The organism is Candidatus Enterococcus murrayae, assembly GCF_017315985.1.
GTDB lineage: Bacteria > Bacillota > Bacilli > Lactobacillales > Enterococcaceae > Enterococcus_A > Enterococcus_A murrayae.
Window position 1 is genome coordinate 1 of sequence record NZ_JAFLVR010000052.1, and the last position, 21,764, is coordinate 21,764.

A 21,764-nucleotide genomic window follows, 5' to 3' on the forward strand; every position below is an offset into this window, starting at 1 on the left:
TTAGAAAGCAATAAAATTTTTGTCATGACATCTCTCCCAACTCATTTGCATACAAGCAACTTCAGCTATATCAATAAATAACGAATAGAAAATCATATATTTTATAAAAAAAGCCCATGAAGGCTTCAGTAAAATTTTATTCTCTAATTTTTTATTTTCAATAAAATTATATAAATTACTCTTGCTCATATTTCTATGGATCAAAACCAACAGCATATCAATAATACCTATAAGCAGACATGAAATCAATATATATATAACGATATATTTACATAATGGATGTTTTTTAATTATTTATGCCTTGATATGTCAATTGTTAAGATTAAAAAAAGATACATATATATAACAAAAAAATCCTTATTATTAAAAAATCAACTTTTATTTCATTGTTATTCAACAAGAAACAATTCTAAACCTACTGTTTTCCTGATATTTTTAAAAGAATTACCTAATAATAATTATTATCGATTCACTTAATATTTAAACCTCCATTTTTATGCATAAAGATAGTCCAATCACGAAATAAATTGATTGGACCTAAAGTTATCCTGTCTTTATATGAATTTTTTTAGATTCGTTAATAAAATTTGTGAAACTTCACTTATGTAATTAGCTTTGTATTTTTTTATCTTTTAATCATCTAAACTCCAACAAAAACAAAGTGAGTATCACTACTTTCTTAACCATTCATTACCAACAACTCAACCTACATTGTCCTTCGATCACTTTTCCAAGACGATATTCCGAATAGCAATTTCTTTTTTTACCTCATTCATTTTCTTTTCCAGTGCCCGTTTTATCTTGTCGAAAAGCGGATCGTATTCGTCGGATACATTCCTGAGAATCGCTATTACTTCTAGTTCAAGATTCTTGGCAACCTCTTCTAACGTATAGTAGTAAATTTTTAAATGGTCATTATTGATTGCGACTAATGGAAGCTCAACACGCTCAGAATTGATCCAGCAGTTTTCCTTCGCAGCTAAAAATGGCACCCCACTTTTATGTCGCAATACTTTTTTCAAGTCTTGATTCACGATAAACCTCCTAAAAATTTATTTTCAATTATTCAATCCCTCTGATTGAAAAGGCTTGCATTTTCAGTCAAAAAGCAAGTAATTCATACTGTCTAACCTAACAAATGCTCCGCAATGGATAACGCTTTTGCTCCATAGGCGGTTGAAGGTCCTCCACCCATCAGGATAGCTACTTCGATCGTTTCAGAGAGTTCTTCAATTGTTGCTCCGGCTTTAATCGCATCCCGTACATGACCCAAAATACAGCTTTCACAGCGAACAGAAACAGCGATTCCTACTGCAATCAATTCTTTTGTTTTTGTAGGTAGATGCTTCTCTTTCAATGCTTCCTTAGCTACTTCTTGAAACTTTCCAATCATTTCAGGAGTGTTTCTCCTTAAAGCGGCTTGGGTTCTAGCTAAATCTGTATATTCTTCCTTGTAATCTATCATGTCATTACCCCTTTCATGTATTAAAAAGTAAGTATATTTAAAATAACTATTTTGGTCAATTTTTATGAACTATTTTTGTTCATTAGACAAAAAATCTTGAATAATTCACCATATTGAATACTTATATACAGATATCCGACAGAAAAATGCTAAAGAGAAGTCTGGTAATTTTAAAAAATCAAAAAAACTTGACCAACGATGTAATTTTACATGCGCTGATCAAGTCTTGAAGTGAATATTAATCACTCAAACACCATATTTAGCTTTTTTCGATTTTCAGTTTTGCTCGACGATAAAAGACCAAACACAAAAGACTGAATAATAGAGTCAGAATTCCTGAGATCAGAAACCATTTTGCGATTCCAAATTTTTCTGACAAAGGACCAGCTAGTAACAAGCCGATCGGCATCGCTGTCGACATCACACTGCCAAACAGTGAAAAGACCCGGCCTAGCTTTTCTGGTGCGACAGTCTCCTGTAAGTAGGAGGTAAACGGAATATTATATAAATTTCCAACTCCGCCCATTAAAATACAGAAGAAGACAAACATCCAGTATCCTGTTAGGTTCGCCGGTGCTAAGCCGCTGCCGATGAAGGTGATCGCCAAACCGATGTTTGAAAGCTGTGAGGCTAACAATTTCTCTCGCCAATTCTTCTTCATTCCGATCAAAAAGGCACTAACCATCATGCCGGCTGCATAAGAAAATTCTACTACGCTAGCAAACCATGCGGATAATTCAAAATGAACATTCGTCATTAATGGAAATAAAATTCCTAATGGCAGATAAAAGATCATGATGAAAAAGGAAAAGAACATGACTACCAGCATTGGCGGATCTTCCTTAAATACGTTAAATCCATCCTTCAACTCCTGCAGATAGTGCTGCATACTCTCTTCGCTGCGGGGAATGTCTGGTACTTCTACAACCCATAAGGTCATACAAGCAGCCAACGCCCCAAGCAAATCTGTCAGTAGAATCACCCATAGTGGCATTGCCGCAAACATCACCGCACCTAGAACCGGCCCTAGCATGAAAGCACCCGATTGTAAAAATTGATTCCAGCTATTTGCTTTGACCAACTCTTCTTCCGGCACCAATAGAGGAACGATTGCTTGAATCGAAGGCGTGTGGAATACATTTGCCAATGATCGTAAAAATAGTGCTGCGATCACCACTAGATAGCCAGGATTACCGAAGAGAAACCAAATAGACAGCCCAAGTGCTACTAGGCCCATAAATAGATCCGCAAAAATTACGACATATTTTCGCTTCAGTCTATCTAGCCAAACACCGACAAAAGGACCTAAAAAGATTTGCGGTAAATAGGCAGATAATCCGGCTAAAGATAGCATAATGGCTGATTTAGATTCATTGGTCAGCCACCAAATCAAGGCAAACTGAACAGCGGAGCTTCCAATCAAAGAAACCGTCTGTCCAGATAAAATCGTTAAATATTTTTTTCTCCATTGTTGTTTTTCCATAATTTCTCCTTTGTTTGTCGTTTGAACAAACAAGAAGTCCGTCAAACGTTAATTATTTGGCGATTCGATCAATTCTCAAACGCATAGAAGCACACATAAAAAATCCTCCTTTATTTATTTGATTAAACCTAATTCAACTTTCCATGTCAATAAACGCTCAACAGATTGTTCCAATTGTTCTTCGCTGTACTCCCCTTTTTTGATTGCTTCCAAGATATAGGGAATCTGAGTACTGTAGCTTGAGGATAAAATCATATCATTTCCTGCTTGCAGCGCCTGCAGCCCCGCTTCTTCCTGAGAAATGAAGTTTGCTAATCCTGCCATATCCATATCATCCGTCATGATCACACCTCGAAATCCTAACTCATTACGAATGACATCATGCACTGGTTTTGAAATCGAGGCTGGTCGATCACCATCGATTGCTTGAACAATATTATGTGAAACCATGATACTGTCAGCTCCTGCTCTGATTCCCGCTTCAAAAGGCAAAAAGTCGCTTTTTCTCAACTCATCTAACGAACGGTCATCCGTCACGATCTCCACATGCGAATCACGATTATTACCATATCCTGGGAAATGCTTTAAGGTGGAGCCAAGCTTTTGTTTCTTCATTTCCTCCACGCTTAATTTCACATAATGACTGGTTCCTTCTGCGTCCATCCCGATTGTCCGATCATAGATGAAAGATTGCGGATCTGTTGATACATCCGCATCTGGGAACATCCCCAATTGAATCCCTAGCTCGCCAAAAACCTGTGCCTTTCGATCGATTTCCTGCGTGATACCTTCCCAACCATTTTCTTGATACAACTCTTGGGGACTTTTAAACGCAGGGGAAACGATTTGATTCCGGCTTAACCGACTAACGATCCCGCCTTCTTCATCCGATCCAATAAACATAGGTGTCTTACTGGCTTCCTGATAACTCTCAATCACTTGTTTTACATCGGCTTGGCCTCTATTTTCCATGTCGCGATCAAAAAGTAAATAACCGCCCAAATGGTAGTTTTGAATATCTGCCACTTGATTTTGCTCGGGCACACGTGCCATGAAGAGCTGCCCGACCTTTTCTTCTACAGTCATTGTTGCCAGTAGTTTATCGACTTTTTCTTTCACAGTCATTTCCTCATTCTTCGATTCTGTTGTTTGTTCAGTTTGCTTCGTTGTCTCACTAGATTTTTTCGAACTGCTATTTTCTGAAGAGTCTGTCGCAGTATTTCCACAGGCGGTTAAAATGAATAATGCCGATAGAAACATCAGACTCATTAAAATACTTTTTTTCACTTTTCTTGCTCCTTCATTGGATCGAAAAACTACTCTTTTATAAGATAGCTTGAGTAAAACTCATATCCATACAGTACTTTGCTTATATTTTAGCATAGCTTGCAAAAAGAACGCATCGTTTCGAATTTTGCAAAAAAAAAACGCCGATAAAAAGTATCGCTACTTTTATCGGCACAGTGTTTACTTGTTTTGAACAGCGACATCTTTACGAACACGATACCCCTTGCCCCAAATGGTTTGAATGATTTCTTGATCAACCTCAAGAATTTCCAATTTCAGCTTGATATTTTTTACTAAAGAAGATAGCTGAGCCAATCTTGATTGGGAAACATTCCCCCACAGAGTCATACACAACTCATCACGCGAAACGATCTCGCCTGGTTGGCTGCGCAACTTCTCCAATACCTGAAGCTCAAGCGAAGATAGATTAATCAAAGTCATCGCTGAAAGACCTTTATCTTCTTCCACAGTCACACATTCTTCTGTTGCGACAGGTTCGAACGATCTGCCATGGTACTGGGTTGCCACTTCCGCTAACTGCTCCCGCAACACTTCAACTGAATCACTATTTTGAACCACTCCAGTTAAGCCTTGTTCAATTAACGCTGCTCGTTCCTCTTCACTAAGGTAGTGGTCGACCTCACGCAAAATACTCTGACTGCGCTGCTTTAATTTCGGCAGCATCAATTCCATTTCGTAACTTGAAATTGTTTCACCAATAATAATAATTGGGAAATGATTTACTAGTTCAGGAATACGTCCATCCATTTGAATTTCATCTAAAATACTCGTAGAACAAAAAACTTCATAATTTAAATGCTGCAATTTATTGGTTATAATTTCTTCCGCCAAAATATTTTTAGTTAAAACTAATACTCGAACCATCCACTCGCCCTCATTTTCTATACAAGAATAACTATGAATAAAATATAACTTAAATTTAAGCAAATAAAAGGTCTTTTTTTAGATGATATTAAATAAAATTATGAACATTCCTAACTATTTCGCTTTTTTCATTTTTAAATAAAGAAAAACCGTGATTTATTATCACGGTTTACACTGTTACCTTATGCAATTCTTTTTCCTGTTTAACAGCTTTCTCAAAGATAGGTAAGTTAAATTGTTTGTACAATGCTCCTGCAACAAAGTACGCAATATTGAAATCCACTAAGCTGTGAATCAATCCGCCGATCCCCATCAAGATAAAGACTGTGTACAAATAGCCTTGTGAATAGAAGGTATCTGGCATGTTCCCCATGAAGTAAAAAGCTGATACAACAATCATCTCAGCAGCCGCATGAATAACGCCAATCACTAAATTGAATACCTGGAAGCGTCCATTTGCTAAAGTGAATTTTCCATCCTTCAAAACAAGCTCTGGATGTTTTTGCAGATAACTCGCTCCGATCCAAGCAAAAATCAAATGAGAAAAGGCTCGTAATGCAATGATCGGTGTGGTTGAAATAAAGAAACCAAATGTCGTTCCGAGAACGACCGCAAGTGCTACTAATGGTGAAAAGAACATCGCGATAAACACAGGCACATGGCTTGCTAAAGTAAACGATGCTGGTCCAATGACGATTTTCGGCATGACCATCGGAATCAAAATTCCTAATCCAATCAATAATGCGGAAATCGTTAAATTTCTAACAGAATTATTTTTCATTTTCTCCTCCTACATATGTCAAGACACTTAATTCGTACTTTAGTGTAGATCAAACCCTTCGATGTGTCAAGACATATAGAGTGAGAATTTTTTGAAAAGTTTCACTAGTTTTCAATCAAAGCGAGCTGTTCCTCTCGTTCTTCTGTTGTCATTTGGTGCTTTTTAACGTAGCGGTTATTTGGATTTTTAGCGCAGTCTATGGAGCATGCACCTAAATATTTTGCTTCATTTTCTTCTGAGACCAACATTTGACGATTGCATTCCGGATTGCTGCAATTGATATAGCGTTCGCAAGGTGTACCGTCGAACCATTCTTTACCGATGACCTTTTTATCCACCTGATTGATCTCCACACTGATACGCTCATCAAAAACGTACATTTTGCCATCCCATAGCTCACCACGTGTGACTTCATCTTTTCCATACGCCGTGATTCCTCCATGAAGCTGAGCTACGTCCTCGAAGCCTTCGCGCAACAGCCAGCCAGAAAATTTTTCGCAGCGAATTCCGCCGGTACAATAGGTCACAATTTTTTTATCCATAAATTCCTCTTTATTCTCACGAATCCATGCAGGCAATTCACGGAAGTTATGAATTTCTGGGCGAATCGCACCGCGGAAGTGTCCTAGATCGTATTCATAGTCGTTCCGAGCATCAATGACGACAGTCTCTTCGTCTAATAAAGCTTCGCGAAACGCTTGCGGTTCCAAGTATTTACCAGTCAATTGACGAGGATTTACATCTTCTTCTAAATTTAGCGCCACTAATTCTGTTCGTGGACGAACAAATAATTTCTTAAAGGCATGTCCTTCGCTTTCATCCATTTTAAAATAAGTGTCCTTAAAACGTTCATCACCCAACATGACCTCCATATAACGATCTGTCGCTTCAATTGTCCCTGAAAGTGTGCCGTTGATTCCTTCTGGTGCAACTAAGATACGTCCCTTGATCCCCAGACTACGACAAAACTCAAGGTGCTCTTTAGCAAAAACCTCCGGGTCTTCGATCTTTGTATAGTTATAATATAGTAATACACGATAATCCATATTGATTCTCCTCCAACATTTATAGTCCATAAACTACTATAGGAGATGGAAATCGTTTTTTCGAACTTGATGCTTGTGTAATCAGTTACAAGAAAGAATCCTCTTGTAAAAAATCTACAAGAGGACAATGATTTAATCTACTATTCTATCTCTGAACACAATTACATTATGGATTTGAAAGCTCAAATGATAGATCGTCACTAGTTGTTATACGCTCAGATTTCGCATTGTAAAGATTGACATTTAGTAGATAGTTTTGATTCTTGTAAAGCTTTTCGTAAGATTCTTTGTCTAGTAAGAAAACTAAATACTTAGTAGCATTGCTTCCTTTTCCAATATTTTTTGCTCCAGTATCCACTTCCAACATATTTTCACTCATCATCTTGACTTTATTACCAATTGTCAAAGTGGCATAGGTGCTGTCGACATCCAGCGATTCCTCCCCTTCATTTTTTACATTGAGTTTAACTGTCAGTAGGACAACTCCAGAATCAAATTTACTAAATCTTGCTGCTTGGTCTTCATTTGGTTCAAATGAAGAAACTTGATAGCCTTCTACAGTAACATCTACCTCTTCAAACTTTTCTGTTTTACCTAATTCTTTTTCTTGTATCATCGTTTTTGTCCCCATATTGTCCTTCGTAGCCTTATCTTCATAAAACTCAGAACTGGCAGACTTGCTGCTGCTTCCTTTGTCAGATAGAGCAATGACTTCTTTTTCGGGTTCAATAATGGCATCTTCCTTATTAAAACTATTTGCTTTGCTATAAAGCCCTGAAAGATTGAATGTAGCTGTTCCAGTTTCTAAAATTTTTTCCATGGCAGCTGGCTTGATTGCTAAACCTACGTATCCTGAAATTTCTTCATTCGGTTTAATTTCATTTTTCTTCTTGACTAACTCGCTAACTAAGTCTTCTCCTAAAAGATCTGCATTGCGACCAACTAAAGAATCATAGCCAACTACACTCATTGAAAAGCTTGGGCTAGCATAAACGCTTTTATCGCTATTATTTTTGTAAGTCGCTGAGACTAACAATACGCCACCTTCTTTGACTTGATCACCAAAAGGAGTACGAAAATTACGCGAAAAATTTTCGATCTTAATATATTTATAGCCATTTATAGTAAAACTGGCTTGATCATTGCCATTGACAATAGGCTCATCTTTTCCAAAAAGTGTTGTCAGCTTTTCTGCTTCGGTGTTCTCTTTCAGTAATTCTTGTGCTTCGCTCATGTCGTTTTTTTCAGTTTTTTTGAGAGCTTCTTGTTTGCTACTACTAGCTTCAGTAGTACTTTCTTTTACCTTTGAGCTACTAACAGAAACCTTTGATTTACTAGTTTTTGAGCTATCAACCTCTTGTTTACCACACCCGCTAATTCCTAATAAGGCGATTGCTACAAGAGAGAGTATTACCTTCTTTTTCATTTTGTCCCTTCTTTCATTAATCATTTTTGATATTCCTATTTCTAATTAAAAAAAGAATGGACTCCCCCATATCTTTTTCTAAAATTTATTTATACTAACCCCACTTTATCCACTCCATAAAAAAATAGTATTTTTTTGAAATACTATTACTCAAAATCAATTTTATTTTTGGGTATGCTCTTGCAAATCTTTATAAAAAGCGGCTCTAGTAGCAGAAACATAAGGGGCTACCCATAAGCCAGCAATACCTAATGTTAAGGCGACGATGAGATACCAGCCAATAAAAGTAATATCCAACCAAAACAAACGTTTTTTATGACCATTCATTATGCGGCGACTTGTCGTGATTGTATCTAAAACTTTCGGTTTTTCACCCGTTTGTCGAACCTGATCGTAATAGATAAAATAGCATTGAGAGTATGCGTAAATTTTTATAATTCCTGGAATCAAAAATAGAATCATCCATAAAGAACTGAAAATGGTATAAAGTAGTGACAGTAGAATTACACCACCAATGTAAGTTCCCTGAAATCCCCGAAATACATCTTTAAATGGTGCAATTGCTGTCCGTTCCTTTCGCAATAAATCCAAATATGTCCAAGAAATTCCGCTCATAAATAATGCGCTGATAATTGTAGATAAAAGACCCATTCCTCTATCTGCATTAGCTAGTTGATACTCTGTAGCAAAAGAGACCAAGCTAGCAGTTGTTCCGTGAGTAGAATACCAGACTAATCCAGATAATGTAGAAAAGATCAGCACACCTACAATTAATAATGTAGGAATAAGATTCAAAAGAATTGCCTGACCCCATCTCCCTCTCAGATTATCTTTTGCTTCTAGTTTTAATTCAGTAGTTGTTTTCATAACCTATTAAACCTTCCCAATAAAAAAGGGGGAAGGATCCCCCTCTTTTCTCAATATGAAATTTGCAAATATCAGTAGAGTTTTCTCTACTTTTTAATTCTTAATATTTTTTTCAGTGATTTTTTTCTTAAACAGAAATGCACCAACGCCTGCACTCATAATCAAACCAATCAATGTCAGGAACACATTACTTGAAGACTCACCCGTTTTTGGTAATGTTGAAGCTGTCTTTACTGAACCTTTTTGTTCCGTTTTCACTGTCGTAAGCTTACTTGTTACCTTAGGACTTGTCTTTTCACTATTCACATCTCCAGCTGAGTCAATAGTTTGCGTTGGCTCATTCTTGTTAGCTTCAGATCCGTCATCTTCAGCTGGAATTTCTCTCTCTTTGACTGTCAATGTCATTGATTTTTCTGCTGTTTTTCCTTCATTTGTTATAGCAGAAAACATGATTTCGTGTACTCCAGGCTCTACTAAAGTACTTCCCACGAACTTAACTTTAATTTTCCCATTAACAACTTTAAATCCAGTAATAAAATCATTTGGATTTTCAGTTGTTGCCCAAGCCAAAATCATTTCTTTGGTTAATTTGTCTCCGACATACATCACTTTATCTTCAACAATAATGTTAGGTAAACGATCGCTAGTATCACTTACAACATTTACATTGATTGTTTTTGTAACTACAGTACCCGCAGCACTTTTTGCTTGATAAGTCACTTGATAGGTACCTGCTTTTGAGGTATCAGTATTGTCTGACAAAACAAAGATTCCGACACTTGAAGCATCCGCGGCTTGACCTAATTCTGTCTCTGCGCCATTGACATCTGTCTCATAGCCTTTAGCATAGCTATAAGGATCGAAAGTATCGCCTACATTTAACGTGACATCCGTCGCATCAATTCTTACTGCACTATTATCAACAATTGTAATATTGACAATTTTTTTGGTTACTGTGTTATAACTTGAAAGAACGGCAACTTCAACAGCAATTGTGCCTACTTTATCTGTTGAATGATGACCCGAAACTAAAATATTTAACGGCCCGTTAGGAAGAACGGTGCCATCAGCATCCTTCACCACAATACGATCCCGAATAGCTTGAACATAATCAGCTCCTTTAGGTAAACTAAAGTCAGCTAGTTCGATACTGTACATACCAACATTTGTATCGACTACTCTAATATTTGCAGACTGAGTTGCGGTTTGTCCTTTTGAGTTCGTGACTGAATAAGTAAGTAAGTAAGAGCCGACAACATTTACATCAACTGTACCTGTATACGTTACTTTTGAGGTAATGTCTCCATCTGTTTGATCTGTTGCACTCACTCCAGCCATCGGATCAAATGCAGTTCCTTTAGGTATTGACTGAACTGGAATGATATTGATTGCTGGCTTTGAATCTGACGGTACATTGGGCGGAAATGGATTCACATCTAATGGTTTTACTTCTGCTGGCTTTTCTTGTACCGCATTTTCTTGCTGAGGTGCCGCAGGTGCTGGTACTTGTGTACTAGCTTGAGTTGTTTCTGCTGTTGGTGCAGTATTGCTCGGCGTTGACACCTCTGGCGCTGGTGTTGCTGCTGTATCAGGAGCAACTGGTGTTGATACCTCTGGCGGTGAAACTGGAGCTTCTACTACTGGCGCTGCAGGTGCAACAGGTGCTTCGGTTGCTTGAGTTTGTTCATGCAAATTTGTCTCATTTTCAGCAGCGGTCCCCGTTTGAGTAGCAAGAAATGCGGGTAGTAACACCGATGCTATAGTGAATGTTGCCAAATATTTTCTTCTTTTCATTTTTCTCTCCCTTTATTCCATAATTATTTATCTAACCTCAAAAGAGGATAAGATCATCATTTGTACACTTTCTTAAAACCTATCCATTTGAAACAATGCTTTTGTAAAGTTCATCCGTTTGAATATGCTTAAGTAAATTCTGATTAATTCTATATCCTTTACCCCACAATGTATGGATAGCGATTTTCTCTAAATTCGCTTGCTCAAATTTCATTTTAATTCGTGTTACCGTGCTGGAAAGAGAAGCCAAATGTGATTTAGTCACATCTTCTTTCCAGATTTTGTGACAAATTTCTTCTCGAGTAACAATTTGATTTCCTGCTTCGATTAAAATCGATAAAATTTTTGATTCAGTTTGGGATAATCGATGCAGCGTCTCAATAATACGGCGATTGGATTCAGTGTATCTGCCTGTATCTTGAAGATAATTTGATCCAATTAGTGAAACTTTGCCTGACAATTGAACAACATTGCTATTCTGTTGGGTACCTTCCGTTAGATTTCTGTTTTTCTTCAGGTTATACAAGCATTCGCGTAATTCATCAACAGAGTCTCCTGAAGAAATAATCGCATTGAGTTGTTCAAATTCTAAATATTGTTGATCTGCTTCTGTCACATTTGATTCTACTTTTCGAATAATAAGGACAGGGTAATTCTTTAAGATCGGTATGAGTTCTATTACTTCTCCCTCACAAATTGTTTCACTTAAAATGACATATTGGAAAAGATTAAAGAACTCTCTTGCATCCAGTTGTTGGCTGCATGTTTCAAAAATTTTTGAGGAACAATAAACTTCATAATTCAATGCCTGCAACTTTCGTTGAATTTCTTGTTCAGCTAAAACATTTCTAGTCAGAATCAAGACTTGATTCATAGTAATCTCCCCTACCTAAATAATTATTATTTTGCTCTCAATAGCTTATTTATACTCTTTTCGTGAGATCACAGAGACTTTTGGGTATTCGTAACGTCCCTTAATTTCTTCTATATCTGGGAGATTACTTTGTGCCAATTGATCCACACGACTCTTCAACTCTTCATAGATACTCATAATTGTTTGGCGAGACTCATCTACTTCACATGAAATTTCTTTGGCTCGATCATAAATTGTTTGAAGTTCTACTTCAGAATCTTTGACAATTCGTTGAGCATCTAATTTAGCTTTTTCTACCATCCGGTTAGCTTGACGCCGAGCGGAAATCAAAACTTCCCCAATTTCATGTTGGGAATGCGTAGCTTCTTGCTTCAACGCTTCATTTTCATTTTCTAATTTTGCGATTTGGTGCTGCAATTGCGAAATAAGTTCACTCTCAATTACAGAGTCTTTACGTTTCTGCTCTTCGATCAATTGCTGAACGAGTTCTTCTTTTTCTAAAATTAGTTGGTCCTTATGCACGATTAATTGATCCAGTTGAGCGACCTGTTCTTCTTTTTCCTTAAGTTCATTCACTACACTCTCCATTTCTCGTTCGATTTTCTGGATAGCTTCGTGATATTGAAGATCGGCATCTTTTTGGTCTCTAGTGAATTTGTGAATTTGTTGTTTGGCCTCTTGCAGCTCATTTTCTAAGGTCTGATAACTTTTCAATGATGTCTGTAAGGATGAAACTTTTTTTTCTGCTTCTTCTAGCTGCTCTTTCAAATATCGTGACTCTTTATTGTCTTGCAAACTCTGAATTTCTTGTCTATTTCGTCGAACTTCAGCCTCTAAGTCTTGAACCTGACGACGATTTTCGGCTTTTTCTTCGCCAGTTCTAATCAAGGCCTGTTTATATTTCTCGTTTTCTTTCATTAAACGCTGATTCTCTAATGTACTTTCTTTTGTCAGCTTATTCAGAAGATCATCTTTCTCACTGTTCAAACGTTTCAACTCGGCAATTTCATCAAGTTGCTTTTTTGAATATTTTTCCGGTAGAGTGTTCGGCTCTTCCTCAAATAGAATGTCTTCTTCTGGAACAGAATTAATCTCATCAATAATATTCTTATTGAAAAACCAACCATTTTTCTTTTGTTGTGCGTTCATAGTAACTCCCTCTCCTCTTTCTTTACTCATCTTCTTGGATCAATGAAAAATCTTCGTCCGCTTTCTCACGAGAAAATGTACAACTATACGTTTTTTTCTTATTTTTGTCATTCATCAAGTTCATCTGGAATGTGATCTGGGTTAACTTCGATACATCTTTTGCTTCTTTAGCAAATGCCTTGATGTTATCCTTGATTTGCTGACGATTTTCTTCACTGCCAGAGTCACCCGCTAAAGCGATATTCAGTGTCTGAGTTGGAATATCCAATACGATCAATGTGGTAGAAAGCCCGAAGTAAGAACTCACCTTCGTCGACAAATCACTCTCTATCTCGTATTGCTTCTCACGATTTTCTTTTGAAAATAATTCATCCCATGGATATTTTTTCAATCCAATTCCTTTTTTGGGATATTCTTTTATCGGTAGTTTCGTAACAATTTGCCTTTGTTCCTTTTTCAATGTATAAAGCTCATCCTTTAGCTGATTGCTTCGTTCCGACATTATATATACCTGTTCTTCCATCTTAAACAATCCATAAGTGGTCAGTAAGAGACCCATTGCCAAAAAAATTGTTAGATAGAGCAAAGCGGATACATGCTTTTCTTGTTCAGTCTGCTTGACAAACTCCAGCTTTCGCTGAAATGATGGTGATGTATCCGTTGGTAGATTTAGTCGCTGTAATTGTACTTTTATAACCATTCGGCGAAACCAAACAATGAATACTAAAATGACCAACCCTACACTAATCCAGTTTATGATCAAAATATGCTTATCTCCTTTTCTTCGACTTAGTCAACTATTGTTTTGTTTAGTTTCGTGTTGTATCAAAATATTCGGAGCGATTCTGATCTTGTTTATTTTTCTTTATCTCCTTCAACAGTGTTCCGTTGGAAAGTGCCTCTACCTTGAATTCCAAATCATCATAGATAGAAAGGACATTTTTTCTTGATTCGGAGACTTCGATCAAGATTTTTCTCGCTCGGTTACTGATATTTTCTAATTCCAATTCTGCCGAACTGATAAGATGTTTCGCTTCTGTCTGTGCTTCTTCAATCGTTCTATTCGCTTGTTTTTTCGCTGAAATCAGGACCTCACCGATTTCCTGTTGTGACTGAATGACTTCCTTTTTAAGCTGTTCGTTTTTTTCCATCAGCTCATCGACTTGTTTCTTAGCTTGAATCAATTCAAGACTTTCTTCATTGGCTTTTTGTTCTTTCAACTTACTTAGTTCTATTTGAGCATCTGCTAAACGACTTGCCAGCCGTTCTTTTTCAGCCTCTAACTGTTCCAAATTACTCGTCTTCTCTTCCAGCTTTGCGATCTCTTCATGGGCATCAAACAAGGCACTATTGAGCGCTTCTTTTTCAGCCGCGAGCTGCTCGATTTCTTCAATGGTTTCTTCTTGAATTTGTTCTTCTGGTAATTGTCCTTGTTCCCCAACATCCATGTGTGATTCCTCCAATGCATTTTTAAGCTTTTGAGCAACTTGTTTCTTTAACTGCTGAATCGTCTGTCGGTATTTGGCATTCTCTTCCCTGAGACGTGTCAGTTCTGCTTCGGTTTCTTGTTCTTTCTCATCAAGCAACTCTAGCAATGTATCATTTTCTTCTTGAAGCTCATTTACCTTTGTCTCATTCTTTTGATTGATGGTATGTAATTGCTGATAATCTTGTTCCAACTCGTTGTATTGCTTTTTCAACTGATTAAATTGATTGATTTCTTCTTTATGATCTACTTTAATCTGAGCTAATTTTTCTTCTTTTTTCTTATTCTCTTCTTGCGTGTCTAGGTAATTCTTTTGGTACTCCTCAAGCTGTTTAGTTACTTCTTTCAGTTTTACTGATGCTGCTTTTCTTTCCGCGTTTTCTTTTTGAGCACGTTCGTCTGTATCAATTAACTCTCTTTGTTTTTCATTTAACTGCTGCTGAAGCTGCTGGACTGTTAATTTTGTTTCTTTCTTCTCTTCATCTATTTCGGCAAACTTTCTTTTCCAATCCCTATCTCGTTCTTTTAACTCATCTTCTAGTCGAATGCGTTCGAATTCTAATTTCCCTTTCAATTCATCATTCTCTATTTCTAGCTCCTGAATATGAGATTCGGTCTCCTTTTTATACATGGCCAGTTCTTCTGGATTTTCCTGAATTTCTAGCCCTGCTGGTGGAACAGCAATTTTGCTTTCAGATTCCTCATCCATTTTCAGATTGATAAGGCCTTCTTGTTCCTGAATAAAGTTTTCTTCCTCATCCATCATCATAGAAGTCTCGGAGTTATTTTTAGTTTCGCTGTACAGCTCTTCTGCACTCAATTCTTCTTCGGTAATATCGTTAATAAACTCCTTCAACGCATTCGTTGACAGCCATTTTCGTTTTTTCTTATTCTCTGCCATTAGCCTTTCCCACCGTCATTCTTTAGATTCTGCTCAGATACATTTTTTTTATTGAAAACACCCTCGCTGTTCTCGCGAGAATAATTCACACTGTAGACAACCTTTTTCTCCTTACCAACGGACGTAATCATCCGAACATGAATATTGGTCAGCTCGGAAATGCCTTCCGCTTCCTTTGCAAAACGATCAATATTTTTTTGGATCGTTTCTTTACTCGCCTCATCATCTGCTCTTCCTTTCAATTGAAGAGACATCGTTTTCGGTTCTGACAACGAAACACTCGTCTCAATAGAACCAAAATAAGGCATCGTTTGTTGGGAAATCGTTGCTTCCATTTGACTCTGAAGCTTAGAATCTTTAGTTTCCGCAGTTAATTTATTCCATTCATGCGCTTTGAGCCCGATTCCTTCATCCGGATAGTTTTTCAATGGAATACTTAATATAAGCTGTTCCTGTTGATATTCCATCCCTTTGATACGGTCCTCTAATTGAGCATTTTTACTTTTTAATTTTTGATGATCCTCCGCTAAGAATAAAAACGAGCCTATAAAGAGCATCAATCCAAGCCCAGTCATCAAACATACAAGTAGTAAGTAACGAATGTGTCTCGCCTGTTCAAGCTTTCTCAGGTAGTTAACCTTTCGGCGAAACAAGGGTGATTGATCTGGTTCCTTTTGAATTGCGGCGAATCGTAAATCAAAGAGTAGTCGGATAAGAACAAAAATAATAGCTAAAATAACGAACCCAGCACTGATTATTCCTAGTATGATCGTCATTCCTTCACCTCTAGCAGGTTTTTCTTATTCATTCACTATTCGCCTGCTTTCTGATCACTGATGGAAGATGGAACTGAACAGTCCCCTCGATTTCCTTTTTGTAGACAAAGCCAAAAGTACGACTATCCTTCGACACATCAATATGGTCGCCGGTCGTGAAGTATAACCCTTTAGGAATCTTCGTTAAGTCTTGAAATTTTTCAGCAACTGCTGGGGATAATTGAAAGGTATACGTCGTTTCAAAATCCCCCTGCTCACCAATACTCAAGACCATTCGATCGTTGCGGATGAACATGGTGTCTCCTGGCATCCCAATTACACGCTTCACAAATTTTCCATCCTCTCCTTTGACAGAAAAAGCAATTACATCGTATCGGTGAATCGGATTTCGTCTCTTCACTAAAACCATATCCTTTTCCGTCAACGTCGGACTCATAGAAGTTCCTGAAATTGGGTGAAAACTATACTCTCTGCGCACCAGCTGTCCTGAAATGAATAGGACAACCAGCAATAAAAGAGTGAGAATAGTGAGAACTAGACTCTTTGCGATCGATCTTTTCGGCGGATGGTCTTCTTTTTTTATTTGACGTGAGCGAACAGTTGCCATAAGTTACGGTGCTCCTTTTTTGTTAATAAATAAATTTTCTATGGAAAAATCTGTCTTACTCTTAAGTCGCTTATCTTTCCGTACATTAATTAGCTACGACTAACGCTTGTTAACTTACTGAAGCAAGAAGTAAAGCTGCTAAGCTGAACTTGTCTTATTTTGCTTTGATATATGAAACTTGATCAGATGTCGCCAAGGCAGTATCGATCACTCGATAGGAAACTACTGTACCGCCATAGACATTACCTTCTGAAATTAAGATGCCCTCAGGTCGAACGACTTCCACAAAAGCCACATGTCCATATCGCGGATCTGATCCAGCGACCCCCGGCTTGAAGGAAATCAACCATCCAGCCTTCGGTTTCTGGCTGACCTCATAACCTAAAGCTTTGCCTTTGGTTGCCCATTGGCCACCGTTGCCCATGTAATCATCGACGGTTTTTCCTAATTGATTCACACGGTTGAAGGCATACCATGTACATTGACCAACTGGGTAGGAGCCTGAACTGTTGTAATCCACTCCGTTGTAATCAGGATATTTCATCATAGAACGATATTCTTCTGGAATTTCTTCCTTTCCTTTAATAAAAACTCCTGATGTTGTTCCTTCTGTTTTCGGTTGATCGTATTGTGTTAGATGATATAAGGCAATAATCGAGTTTAATTTTTGTCCATAGCTCGTGTCAGTCGCATAAGTCCCGGTCAATACGTTCGTTGTGCGCAAATAATTTTTCGCTTCAGAACGCCATGCTTGTTGATAATACCCAGCATTTCCAGAAATCCCCCCACGCAGTAGTTCCACATAATCCCCTAAGGATGCCGCGTAATTTGGATATTTACGAAACGCTGAATTGATGGAATATAGATCCCCATTACCGCGATCTTCCTGTGTTGCCATTGAAACGGACTGACCTTGATAGGTTCCTTTAATTCCGAACAGATTGTAGTTAGGCGCTAACGACAAACTACTTGTTCCGGAGCCGCTTTCCAATAACGCTTGAGCGATCATCACAGAGGCAAAAACATCGTAGTCTTGTCCTAACTTACGAGCATCTTCCCCAACAGTTTCAATGAAGTTTTTGGCACTATCGTTTTCAGTGAAGTTCATGGAAGCTGGATATTCCGCAAGAACCTGTTCACCATATTCAGTCAATGATGCTTCGGGCAATTCCTTGATTAATAGGTCTTCATCTAAATCAATAGACTCCACTACCACTTGACGCTGTGTTTCTGTTTCTTCTGATTTTTTATTCGAAGCTTCATCTGAGTTACTCTCATTTGTATCAGATGTCTTTTCAACATCTTCCTCAATTTCTACATCATCAACCGTTAAATAATAGTCATCCCCGATGTAGATTCCCAGCAACGTCGTTTTATCTTTTTTCTTCTGGTACAACAAGCTGCCCACACTGATTTCTTCCGGCAGTTCTTTTGGTGTCCCAGTGACTTCTAAATCAAACAGGTTTTGATAAATATCCGTCGCTAGTTGCTCAGCGTTGTAATCCTCTTCCTGTTTCGTTCCAAGCTTTTTAATGCCTTCATAAATCACTGCCGCATAGTTTTTATTTTCAAAACTGCTTAACAACGGTAGCTCAAAACCCTTCAAATCTGATTGAGCGACTTCCGTCGTTTTCAGTTCACTTGGCAGCTTCAGTGCACTCGTCTGCGAAAAGGCCTCTGGCGCAGTTGGTGCGACAAATGAATCGGCTTGAACACTTGTCGTATTTGGTGTCACCGGAGCTGCCGCGGCAGGTGTGCTTGGCACAACAGGTGTTGACGTAGGTGTGACTGGTTGCTTTGGTTCCTCTTGTCTTTGACTAGTCGAGGACTGCACTGGTACCGAACTGCTTGGTGTTGACGCACTCGGCTTCGTTTGGCTGGGCTTCGTACTACTTGGTGTTGTACTGCTCGGTTTTGTGGTACTTGAAGTAGACGAACTCGTTGAAGGCTTCGTCGCACTTGATGTACTACTAGAAGAGGGCGCTGTCGAGCTCGTCCCGGTCGAAGGTACTGTTGTACTACTCTCAGGCGGCACCGATTCCGACGTTGCCGGAGGTGCTGGTTCTGATGGAACAGACGATTCTGGCATTTCTGACGACTCCGCTACAGGAACTTCGGGTTCTGCAACGGGAACTTCCTCAACGACTTCTGGCACGATTGCTTCAGTTACAGGTGCTTCACTGCTCTCTGGAACAGTGACCGCACTTTCTACGGTTCCTGTTTCTACTATTAAAGAGGAATCGTTGGTCAGCTCTCCCGCCTTTAATGATCCGCTGCGTATGCTAACTAAGCCACCAATAAAGACGAGCAGCCCACAAGTGCCTAATACTATCTTTTTCATACATGGGTTCCTTTCTAAATCAAACTAAAGAATAAAATCGGTAATAAGAAGAGTAAAAATAAGGGCACTACCGTCTGCATCGGATCAGAAATGATCTTCGCAGCCAACGTCATGCTTACTCGCTCAGGTTCAGATACCGGATCTTTTTTTATCAGAGTGCCATCGATCTCTCCTTCATTTCGCTTAAGCTTCATTTGTTGGAAAAGATCCTCCTCAGCACCATGTAAAGGTTGTACACTCTTGAGGTCTCCTTGAACAAGACGCCGATAGATCGTTCCGATATCCCCTTCACATCGTAAGAGGGTCAGCTTCGCGATCCCATTCTTCGGCTCCTTTTCCACATAGGATACCTCGGTCTCTTCGATGATCTTGTTCAAAGACACCTCATAGACATACACTTGCTTAAAGTCCGTCGCATAAATCAGCTGTCCCTTTTTCAAATCCTGGATACGATGCAACAACACGTCTTTGTCGAATATATTATGCGCCAGTGCGACATAATTTCCGCGGCCTAACTGTTGGTCGGAGCGGTAGGTCGCCGCTCCGGTTAACAGATTTTCATTCGCCATCCCTGCTAGAATCGGAAGATCGATCGACACATCTGGAATGACAATTTTTCCAATCCCCCAGTTATTCGTTGTGTTCTGGACGACCGATTTTGCTTTCGCGTAATCTGAAATTTTCACACTGGCGATTTGTTTCTCGCCATAGTTCGCTTCGTTGATTTTATCGATATTGTAAGCACTCAGTTCTTCCCGAGGCCCGATATTGACTGCGGCAGACGCCGGTTCTTCTTCCATGTGGAGATACCCGTAGATGGCGGTGACAAGTACCGCCGTCATTGTCACAAACAAAAGGATGAAGAGCGTTTTCGTAACTAGGAATAATCGTTTCAAATTCTTTCGTGCCTTAGCCGCAATGATCGGATCCTCCGATCGGAATCGTTTGATGAAGCGACGATACAAGCCCATAAGTAAGGCGAAGATCGCGACATTCAGTCCCAATGTGGCCAAGACGATATTTTGATAGCTCCACGTATTGCGTTTCTTGACTTTCCGTTGAACAGCCGTTTTGTAATCTACCCGATGCCCGGTGACTAACAATCGGAACGTATTGATTCCCGGTGGTGTACAGGTCAGAAGCGTGGCTTTGTCCTTGCCTTTATGAATCTTGACCTTATCGACATCACTTGGCAAAATCTCTTCAAAGGAATCGATCTCATACGCCAAGCGTTTGCCTAAAATATTGATAAAAAACAAATCGCCTTCTTTTAAATTTCGAATATCGGTAAAGAGCACCTGGTTCTTGACCCCGCTGTGTCCCGTAATGACCGAATGGGTATTCTTCCCACCAATGGGAATCGAGGTGGGTTCAAAATGCCCCAAGCCCTTCTCCAATGTTTTGAATGACGTGCCGTGAAAAAAAGGCATTTGTTTGATATCAATCGCGGGAATATCAACGGTTCCCATGACATCCCCTTGTTTCATGATTTTGTTGTAAACAACAGGTTCTCCTTTGGGTAATCCTTCTTGCTTGTTATAGATGTACTTGTTATAGGCTTTAGCTAAGGCCCATTGTTCATCCTTTTCCTTTTGCGACATCTTTTTCATCGTGTCGTCGTACTCAGACACTGCCTGACTCCGTTCACGATTGGCTAAATAATTCCCTACAATGGGGTAAAGAAGCGTCAACACACCGCCAACGATCATCAGGATCGCGAAAATCTTTAAAAAGGAATGTTTTCGTTTTGGCTTGTTTCGTTTCTTCATGACGAATCCTTCTTTCCAATAGGGTTTGACAATTTGAAAGAAAGAATCAAGGACACGAAAGGGTACGCATCCAAGATTCTTTCTTCACTGATGATGCACAAAATGAATTCTTAAAAAACATCTTTCTTACGATAGATACTGAACATCCCGACACCGCCCATGGCAATGATCATCGCGAGTATCCACATCAATACTTGCGCCGTGCCAATGTTTCCACTGGTTTGCGGCAGCTTCTTGATTTCCCCTTTTTCATCGACTTCGATCGGGGTCCCATCCGGTCCTTTGGTCACAGGTAATTTAGGGGTATCCCCTAAGACACTGGATTTCGGATAGATATAGACTTCATTCAAGGGTTCCCCCGTCTGTTGAGGAAACGGCAGCTCGACGACAACAGGTTCCATCACGTCTTTTAACTGTGCGTGTTCCTTTTCAACAATCTGGTACATCCCCTGAACCAAATTCCCCGCATGCGCTAGACCTTTCTCATCCGTAGTCACGGTGGTATGGAATGCGCCATCTCCTTGTACAGGTTCAAATCCTGCGCCGCCTTGAATCGGCGTTACACGAGTAATCTCATAAGACATTCCTGCCAAAGGATCCAGATTCTTTCCATCCGCATCCTTGACTTGATCAGCTTTTGTCCCATCTAAGGGCATCGTATCGGCAATCTTGGCAAAATCAACAATCTTATATTTTTGGATAAAAATGCTGTAGCCAGCATTTCCTGCAGTTTCAGTGTTGTCTGCTTCAGCATGAGCAGACAACATCCCACCAAAGCTCAGGAAGAAAACAAACAAACAGAACAACAAACGACGCAGCTTTTTCAT

At 38.9% G+C, this 21,764-nt stretch carries 19 protein-coding genes; all 19 read right to left on the reverse strand.

Annotated features, from left to right (window positions below):
- Nucleotides 1–722: 722 nt before the first annotated feature.
- The 19 genes from JZO85_RS18385 to JZO85_RS18475 all read right to left on the reverse strand — a co-directional run bounded on the left by JZO85_RS18385 (nt 723) and on the right by JZO85_RS18475 (nt 21,764).
- Nucleotides 723–1,034 (reverse strand): hypothetical protein, encoded by a 312-nt coding sequence (locus JZO85_RS18385; protein WP_207109968.1) that lies wholly within the window; start codon nt 1,032–1,034, stop codon nt 723–725.
- Between the two features lie 92 nt (nt 1,035–1,126).
- Nucleotides 1,127–1,465, reverse strand: coding sequence for a carboxymuconolactone decarboxylase family protein (locus tag JZO85_RS18390; protein ID WP_207109969.1), 339 nt, complete (start codon nt 1,463–1,465; stop codon nt 1,127–1,129).
- Nucleotides 1,466–1,724: 259 nt separating this feature from the next.
- Complete coding sequence (locus JZO85_RS18395; protein WP_207109970.1) at nt 1,725–2,948, reverse strand: MFS transporter; 1,224 nt, start codon at nt 2,946–2,948, stop codon at nt 1,725–1,727.
- Nucleotides 2,949–3,062: 114 nt separating this feature from the next.
- Entirely contained in the window at nt 3,063–4,235 is a 1,173-nt protein-coding gene (locus tag JZO85_RS18400) for a glycoside hydrolase family 3 N-terminal domain-containing protein (protein ID WP_207109971.1), read from the reverse strand.
- Between the two features lie 180 nt (nt 4,236–4,415).
- Nucleotides 4,416–5,120 carry a helix-turn-helix domain-containing protein gene (locus JZO85_RS18405; protein ID WP_207109972.1) on the reverse strand — a complete coding sequence of 235 codons (705 nt, stop codon included), beginning with the start codon at nt 5,118–5,120 and terminating at the stop codon, nt 4,416–4,418.
- 169 nt (nt 5,121–5,289) lie between these two features.
- A complete protein-coding gene (locus tag JZO85_RS18410; protein ID WP_207109973.1) occupies nt 5,290–5,901 on the reverse strand; it encodes a hypothetical protein in 612 nt (203 codons plus the stop codon).
- A 104-nt stretch (nt 5,902–6,005) separates the two neighbouring features.
- Nucleotides 6,006–6,947 (reverse strand): oxygen-dependent tRNA uridine(34) hydroxylase TrhO, encoded by a 942-nt coding sequence (gene trhO, locus JZO85_RS18415; protein ID WP_207109974.1) that lies wholly within the window; start codon nt 6,945–6,947, stop codon nt 6,006–6,008.
- A 166-nt stretch (nt 6,948–7,113) separates the two neighbouring features.
- On the reverse strand, nt 7,114–8,373 hold the full coding sequence (locus JZO85_RS18420; protein ID WP_207109975.1) for a DUF5068 domain-containing protein: 1,260 nt from the start codon (nt 8,371–8,373) through the stop codon (nt 7,114–7,116).
- A 162-nt stretch (nt 8,374–8,535) separates the two neighbouring features.
- Nucleotides 8,536–9,240 carry a DUF975 family protein gene (locus tag JZO85_RS18425; protein WP_207109976.1) on the reverse strand — a complete coding sequence of 235 codons (705 nt, stop codon included), beginning with the start codon at nt 9,238–9,240 and terminating at the stop codon, nt 8,536–8,538.
- A gap of 93 nt (nt 9,241–9,333) precedes the next feature.
- A complete protein-coding gene (locus tag JZO85_RS18430; RefSeq protein WP_207109977.1) occupies nt 9,334–11,034 on the reverse strand; it encodes an immunoglobulin-like domain-containing protein in 1,701 nt (566 codons plus the stop codon).
- A gap of 79 nt (nt 11,035–11,113) precedes the next feature.
- Complete coding sequence (locus JZO85_RS18435; RefSeq protein ID WP_207109978.1) at nt 11,114–11,908, reverse strand: helix-turn-helix domain-containing protein; 795 nt, start codon at nt 11,906–11,908, stop codon at nt 11,114–11,116.
- A gap of 45 nt (nt 11,909–11,953) precedes the next feature.
- On the reverse strand, nt 11,954–13,057 hold the full coding sequence (locus JZO85_RS18440) for a coiled-coil domain-containing protein (RefSeq protein WP_207109979.1): 1,104 nt from the start codon (nt 13,055–13,057) through the stop codon (nt 11,954–11,956).
- A 22-nt stretch (nt 13,058–13,079) separates the two neighbouring features.
- Nucleotides 13,080–13,820: a hypothetical protein gene (locus tag JZO85_RS18445; RefSeq protein WP_242550432.1), complete on the reverse strand. Its 741-nt coding sequence runs from the start codon at nt 13,818–13,820 to the stop codon at nt 13,080–13,082.
- Between the two features lie 46 nt (nt 13,821–13,866).
- Complete coding sequence (locus JZO85_RS18450; protein ID WP_207109980.1) at nt 13,867–15,444, reverse strand: hypothetical protein; 1,578 nt, start codon at nt 15,442–15,444, stop codon at nt 13,867–13,869.
- On the reverse strand, nt 15,444–16,220 hold the full coding sequence (locus JZO85_RS18455) for an MFS transporter (RefSeq protein ID WP_207109981.1): 777 nt from the start codon (nt 16,218–16,220) through the stop codon (nt 15,444–15,446). Before JZO85_RS18455 ends, JZO85_RS18450 begins: the two co-directional genes overlap by 1 nt.
- A 28-nt stretch (nt 16,221–16,248) precedes the next feature.
- Nucleotides 16,249–16,827: a signal peptidase I gene (gene lepB / locus JZO85_RS18460; protein WP_207109982.1), complete on the reverse strand. Its 579-nt coding sequence runs from the start codon at nt 16,825–16,827 to the stop codon at nt 16,249–16,251.
- 154 nt (nt 16,828–16,981) lie between these two features.
- Entirely contained in the window at nt 16,982–19,168 is a 2,187-nt protein-coding gene (locus JZO85_RS18465; protein WP_207109983.1) for a glucosaminidase domain-containing protein, read from the reverse strand.
- 14 nt (nt 19,169–19,182) lie between these two features.
- Nucleotides 19,183–20,937: a sortase family protein gene (locus tag JZO85_RS18470; protein WP_207109984.1), complete on the reverse strand. Its 1,755-nt coding sequence runs from the start codon at nt 20,935–20,937 to the stop codon at nt 19,183–19,185.
- Between the two features lie 110 nt (nt 20,938–21,047).
- Nucleotides 21,048–21,764 carry a pilin N-terminal domain-containing protein gene (locus JZO85_RS18475; RefSeq protein WP_207109985.1) on the reverse strand — a complete coding sequence of 239 codons (717 nt, stop codon included), beginning with the start codon at nt 21,762–21,764 and terminating at the stop codon, nt 21,048–21,050.